Raw genomic sequence first — 5,493 nt, forward strand, 5'->3', positions numbered from 1 at the left:
GGCCAAACTCATGCTGTTGCGGCCGCTGAACTCGCGGCAGGACTATCCGGTGCACAAGCTGTCCAAAGAGCACCGCGTCAACGGTAAGCCGCCATGCTCCAGCGAGTACAAGGTGATGGCGGTGCACAACTTCGTCGACTGGCGACTGCGGGTCGGCGGTCTGGTGGAAAAGCCGGTGACCCTCGACCTGGCTGCGCTGCGCGCGTTGGCCGAGCCGGAAACGCAACGGGTATTGCACAACTGCGTGCAGGGCTGGACGAGCATCGGTCAGTGGAGCGGGATTCATCTGAGCCGGCTGCTCGAGGAAGTGAAGCCGTTGCCGCACGCCCGCTATATCTGCTTTTTGACCATGCAGGACAACAGCCGCGACGAGCCCAGCTCCGACGGGTTGGGCCAGTTCTATGAGGTGATGGATATGGAACTGGCCTACAAGCCGCAGACCATCCTGGCCTACGAGATGAACGGCCAACCGTTGCCGATCAAACATGGCGCGCCGCTGCGACTGCGAGTCGAGACCCAGGTCGGCTTCAAGATGGCCAAGTGGATCAACCAGATCGAGTTCGTCGACGACCACCGCGGCATCGGGATGGGCTTGGGCGGTTGGCGTGAAGACAACATCCATTACGACAAGGACGTGGAGATCTGATGCGCGCCGGCGACAATGCAGCGTTGAGCGATAGGAGCGGCGCCAGATGACGGACGACCCCGTGGTGCGTCGCGAGTTGGTCAGCCTGAATCTGACCGAGTGCGAGCGAGTGCTGGACCAGGTCAAAGCCAAAGGTGGGCACTGCGATGGTTGCGGCGCAACCGAATTCGACGTCGGCGATGCGCTCTACCTTGGTTTCCTGTTTCTCGACGAGGACGACGACGCCTACATGGTGGCTTTGACATGCCGTAATCCGGAATGCCCCGCGCCGCGCACCGGAATCAAGCTGCGCGAGAAGGACTTCCTCACCCGCGACGCAGACGCGGCCCGCGCCGCGAGCTGGTCCGTCGAGGTCCCCGATGCCGTTTAGCGGTCGCGGGCGTGGGCTCGGTGAACACCGGGTGAGCCAGCTCGAATCGATCGATCAGCACTGATAGCCCACGCAATTCCTCGCGCAGCGATTGGAACCGGGCTTCGTCGGTCTCGCTGAGGATGCCTTCGGAGCTGTAGAGCATCAGCCGGCGCAGCCGCCCGGCCAGTGCCGTGCCCCACCGGATGCTGAAGTCGTAGCTTTCGCCCGGCTCGACTTGATCCTTCGCGCCGAGTTCCTTGAGCGCCCGGATCTGCTCGTTGATCCACTCGAAGTCGTCGTCGACGCCGATCGGTGTCTGCGGTATGGCGCTCACCGGTTCTCCCTCACTCATAAATGCGGCTTCGCGACGCCGACCACATACGGTGCGCCACGCAACGTGAGAAACACCTGGTGCGGGCCGACCTCCATCCCGGACAGCGGCGCCGACTTCGCTTGGCCGGCAGGCAGACTCGCACGGTAATCCACCACGTGGATCACGTTTATGGTGTTGTTCGGGTAGCCGCCGAAGCTGGCCGCCTCGAGCGTCACCAGCTGCCGGTCGGTCGCCGCGTAGATCCGGGTGTCGTCGGTTCCCAGGTAGCGCACCGGAGAGGAGGGCAGTGGCGCGCTTCCGACCACTTCCAATCCTTCGCCCCCGCGGCGGGAGTCCACGGAGTAGAGGACATTGTCGTGGCCGGCGACGTAGGTGCGGGTCACCTTGGTGTTGTTGCCCGCCGACGTCGCGACGTCCATGGCCAGGGCGCCGCGTTCCCTCGGCGGCGATGAGGGTCCTTTGTAGTAGCGGATTCCCGACGGCGCGTACACGTGGTAGTCGATTTCGCGTCCCCGCGTGGAACCGTCAATCGAGTCCGCGCGATCTCCGGTGATCGTGGCAGTCGGCAGTTTGCGGTAGCCGTATTGATCCACCGGCGTCACGGTTGTTCCATCGGCGGATAGCGCGAGCAGTATCCGCATTCCGGCATCTTCGGAGAGGTAGTTGGGAGCCGGACCGGCCTCGAACTGGCCGACCGGCCGAAGGCTGCCGATGTCGACGATGCCCACGACCCCGCGCTGCGGTTGCGGCACGAAGACATTGCGATCGTCCATCTGGCTGATCTGGAGGTTGCGGCCGGCGTCGAGCGGCCCCGACAGCGTGGTTCGCGCGGTCTCCGGCCTCTCGGCGCCGCTGACCTTCGCCAGCCGGTGGTCGTCGGTGAGCCCGAGCAGCGTGTGCGTGCCGTACGACCACACTGGACTGTGCAGCGGCACCTCGACGCGCACCAGTGTCACTTCGGGTGAACTTTCGGGCTGTTGCGGCGACGAACATCCGGCGACGACGAGCGCGCCGACGGCAGCGGCCGAACACCAGCGCCAGAATGCGGTGGCCACGTTCGAGGTGATACCCGGAGAAGGCCGCCGGTACACGCGTTTTGTCGGCGAACCGGTCGGGTAGCCGTTAGTCGTGCGCATCAACAGCCCCGCGCGCAAATTCCCTCACCATTTGAGGAGGTAACTATGGCATCCGCTGCCACCGGTACGCCCACCGACGTCGTCGAGTTCCTCGTCGGTCAGCACCAGCAGATCAAGGACCTGTTCGCCGAAACCCTCAAGGCCGACGGCGCCGCCCGCAAGGAGCCGTTCATCAAGCTACGGCGCCTGCTTGCCGTGCATGAGACGGCCGAAGAGGAAATCGTTCACCCCCGCGCCAAGCGCAAGCTGACCAATGGCAAGGACGTGGTGACCGCGCGGCTTGACGAGGAGCACGAGGCGAAAAAGACGCTTGCGCAGTTGGAGAAGCTGGACGTCAGCTCGCCTGAGTTCGTCACTGAGCTGACGAAGTTTCGTGATGCCGTGGTCAGGCACGCGGACCAAGAAGAGAAGCAGGAGTTCGCCAAGCTGCAGCAGGAACTGAGCAGCGACGAGCTCGAAAAGATGGGTCGCGCCGCCAAGCTCGCCCAGGCGATCGCGCCGACCAGGCCACACGCGGGCGTGGAGTCCCAGGTCGCCAACTTGATGGCGGGTCCGTTCGCAGCGATGCTCGACCGGGCACGCGACATCATCACGGGCAAGCGCTGAACCGAGGACGCGCGTATGCCGACTTTTGGCTACCTCCTCACCAGCGAGGAATTTCACCCCAACGAGTTGGTCCGCCAAGCCGTTCGAGCCGAGGCCGCCGGGTTCGAGCGGCTTTGGATCTCCGATCACTTCCACCCGTGGAGCGACCAACAGGGGCACAGCCCGTTTGTTTGGTCGGTGATCGGCGCACTCTCGCAGGCATGCTCGTTGCCGGTGACCACCGCTGTCACCTGTCCGATCATCCGGATTCATCCAGCGGTGATCGCCCAGGCCGCCGCGACGAGTGCCGCCCAGCACGACGGGCGGTTCGTCCTCGGCCTTGGGACCGGGGAAGCGCTCAACGAGCACATCACCGGTCAGCGCTGGCCGACGACGGCGATCCGCCGGGAAATGCTCGAAGAAGCTGTGGCGGTGATCCGAAAGCTGTTCTCGGGCAAAGAGGTCAGCCACCACGGCCAACACTTCACGGTCGAGAACGCCAGGCTCTACACGCTGCCGTCCCAGCCGATCGCCATCTATATCTCGGGCTACGGGCCGCAAGCCGCCAGCTTGGCCGGCCGGATCGGCGACGGTTTTCAGTGCACCATGCCCGAGGCTGAATTGGTGTCGCAGTTCCGGGAGAGTGGTGGATCGGGCAAGCCGACCCAGGCTGGCTTCAAAGTGTGCCATGCGTCCACTAAAGAAGACGGCCTGCGCACCGCACACCGGTTGTGGGCAAACGAGCAGCTGCCTGGGCAGCTCGGCCAGACCCTAACCAGGCCAAGCGATTTCGAGCAGGCATCCAGTCTGGTGCCGGAGTCCGCGGTCGCCGAGTCGGTGCCCTGTGGGCCGGATGCCAAGCCCTACATCGAGCGGATCCGGGAATTCGCCGCCGCCGGCTTCGACGAGGTCTACCTCCAACAGATCGGTCCGGACCAGGACCGGTTCTTCGACTTTTGGGAGTCGGAGATCGCGCCCGAGTTCGCGGCCTGAAGCGATGAGCGCTACCAAGGTTCCCGGCGCGGAGCGTTACCTGCCCGACGATTGCAGCCTGGACTCGCTGGAAGCTGCGGCCAGCTGCTGCCACGGCTGCCCGCTGTACCAGAACGCCACTCAAACGGTGTTCGGGCACGGACATCGGGACGCGCCGATCATGCTCGTCGGCGAACAGCCGGGGGACCGGGAGGACGTCGAAGGCCTGCCGTTCGTCGGGCCGGCCGGGCGACTGTTGGCGCGAGCGCTCGACGACGCCGGCATCGATCCGGATCTGACGTATCAAACCAACGCGGTCAAGCATTTCAAGTTCACCCGCAAAAGCGGCAAACGGCGAATACACCAGAAGCCCAACCGCACCGAGGTCGTCGCGTGTCGGCCGTGGCTGATAGCCGAAATCGACTCACTGCACCCGCAGCTGATCGTGTTGCTGGGCGCGACGGCCGCCCAGGCATTGCTGGGCAGCGCCTTTCGCGTCTCCGCACACCGCGGCGAGCTCATCGGTCTGCCGCAGGAATTCAACGTGCGGTTGGATCCAGAGCCTCGACTGACAGCCACCGTGCATCCGTCTGCGGTGCTGCGGGACCGGACCGACCGCGACAAGGCCTACGCGTCGTTCGTCGACGACCTTCGCAGTGCACGCGCCAGCCTTTCGGCCGTTTGACGCCCCAACTCGCGGGTACACGTCGACAGTGACCACCGGCGTCGTCACCGTCGCCGTGGTACCCATGACCGCCGCCGTTGTTCCCTCCTCGGCCGGCGGTGGCGATCCCGGCGGTCCACTCATGTCCAGCACAGCAAGGCCCCCACGAAAGGAACACCGATGCCCAAGACCGCCGATTTCATTCTCGACCGACTGCGGCAGTGGGGGATTCACCGCATCTATGGTTATCCGGGCGACGGCATCCTGTCGATGCTGGGAGCGCTCGATCGCGCCGGCGGAGATCCTGAGCTGATCCAGCCGCGGCATGAGGAGATGGGCGCATTCATGGCGACCGCGCACGCCAAGTTCACCGGGGAGATCGGCTGTTGTCTGGCTACTTCCGGCGGCGGGACCATCCATTTGCTCAATGGCCTCTACGACGCCAAGCTCGACCACCAGCCGGTGGTGGCCATCATCGGTCAGCAGAAGCGGATGTCGCTGGGCGCGGCGTTCCAGCAGGAGATCGACCCCAACTCGCTGTACAAGGACGTGTCGTCCGACTTCGTCCAAACCTGCATGGCACCCGAACAGGCGCGTCAACTCGTCGACCGGGCCTGCAAGGTGGCGCTGAACAACCGGACCGTGGCGACGATCATCTTGCCGGAGGACGTGGCGGAAGCCGATGCGGTGCCTTCGCCGCCGCGCATGCACGGGGCGGTGTTCACCAGTGTCGGCTGGACCAAACCGCGGGTCATTCCACCGGAGTCCGAGCTGCAGAAAGCGGCCGAAATTCTCAACGACGGC

Annotated in this window: 8 protein-coding genes; 6 read left to right on the top strand and 2 right to left on the bottom strand. The window is 64.9% G+C overall.

Annotated features, from left to right (window positions below; all coding sequences use genetic code 11):
* Both A5707_RS13365 and A5707_RS13370 read left to right on the top strand, forming a co-directional pair.
* Positions 1–646 (top strand): molybdopterin-dependent oxidoreductase (locus tag A5707_RS13365; protein WP_156657895.1); only part of this gene is annotated, 646 nt, incomplete at its 5' end.
* A gap of 46 nt (positions 647–692) precedes the next feature.
* A complete protein-coding gene (locus A5707_RS13370; RefSeq protein ID WP_065014950.1) occupies positions 693–1,016 on the top strand; it encodes a hypothetical protein in 324 nt (107 codons plus the stop codon).
* Here A5707_RS13370 and A5707_RS13375 read toward each other — a convergent pair.
* A complete protein-coding gene (locus tag A5707_RS13375; protein WP_065014951.1) occupies positions 952–1,350 on the bottom strand; it encodes a hypothetical protein in 399 nt (132 codons plus the stop codon). The genes A5707_RS13370 and A5707_RS13375 overlap by 65 nt on opposite strands.
* Positions 1,347–2,468 carry a hypothetical protein gene (locus tag A5707_RS13380; RefSeq protein WP_419866425.1) on the bottom strand — a complete coding sequence of 374 codons (1,122 nt, stop codon included), beginning with the start codon at positions 2,466–2,468 and terminating at the stop codon, positions 1,347–1,349. Before A5707_RS13380 ends, A5707_RS13375 begins: the two co-directional genes overlap by 4 nt.
* Positions 2,469–2,513: 45 nt before the next feature.
* On the opposite strand from A5707_RS13380, the gene A5707_RS13385 reads away from it, so the two are divergent.
* The 4 genes from A5707_RS13385 to A5707_RS13400 all read left to right on the top strand — a co-directional run.
* Positions 2,514–3,074, top strand: a complete 561-nt coding sequence (locus A5707_RS13385; RefSeq protein ID WP_065014953.1) for a hemerythrin domain-containing protein — start codon at positions 2,514–2,516, stop codon at positions 3,072–3,074.
* Between the two features lie 15 nt (positions 3,075–3,089).
* Positions 3,090–4,046 carry a TIGR03557 family F420-dependent LLM class oxidoreductase gene (locus tag A5707_RS13390; protein ID WP_065014954.1) on the top strand — a complete coding sequence of 319 codons (957 nt, stop codon included), beginning with the start codon at positions 3,090–3,092 and terminating at the stop codon, positions 4,044–4,046.
* A gap of 4 nt (positions 4,047–4,050) precedes the next feature.
* Entirely contained in the window at positions 4,051–4,710 is a 660-nt protein-coding gene (locus A5707_RS13395; protein WP_065014955.1) for a UdgX family uracil-DNA binding protein, read from the top strand.
* 159 nt (positions 4,711–4,869) lie between these two features.
* Positions 4,870–5,493: thiamine pyrophosphate-binding protein (locus A5707_RS13400; protein WP_269455150.1), on the top strand; the 624-nt coding region annotated here is incomplete at its 3' end.

It is taken from the genome of Mycobacterium kyorinense (assembly GCF_001672775.1).
In the GTDB taxonomy this organism is placed as follows: domain Bacteria; phylum Actinomycetota; class Actinomycetes; order Mycobacteriales; family Mycobacteriaceae; genus Mycobacterium; species Mycobacterium kyorinense_A.

What these genes read in the sequence shown, in the direction of transcription:
- A5707_RS13375 (WP_065014951.1), bottom strand. Translation starts at nt 1,350, where the DNA reads ATGAGTGAGGGAGAACCGGTGAGCGCCATACCGCAGACACCGATCGGC.
- A5707_RS13380 (WP_419866425.1), bottom strand. Translation starts at nt 2,468, where the DNA reads ATGCGCACGACTAACGGCTACCCGACCGGTTCGCCGACAAAACGCGTG.
- A5707_RS13390 (WP_065014954.1), top strand. Translation starts at nt 3,090, where the DNA reads ATGCCGACTTTTGGCTACCTCCTCACCAGCGAGGAATTTCACCCCAAC.
- A5707_RS13370 (WP_065014950.1), top strand. Translation starts at nt 693, where the DNA reads ATGACGGACGACCCCGTGGTGCGTCGCGAGTTGGTCAGCCTGAATCTG.
- A5707_RS13395 (WP_065014955.1), top strand. Translation starts at nt 4,051, where the DNA reads ATGAGCGCTACCAAGGTTCCCGGCGCGGAGCGTTACCTGCCCGACGAT.
- A5707_RS13385 (WP_065014953.1), top strand. Translation starts at nt 2,514, where the DNA reads ATGGCATCCGCTGCCACCGGTACGCCCACCGACGTCGTCGAGTTCCTC.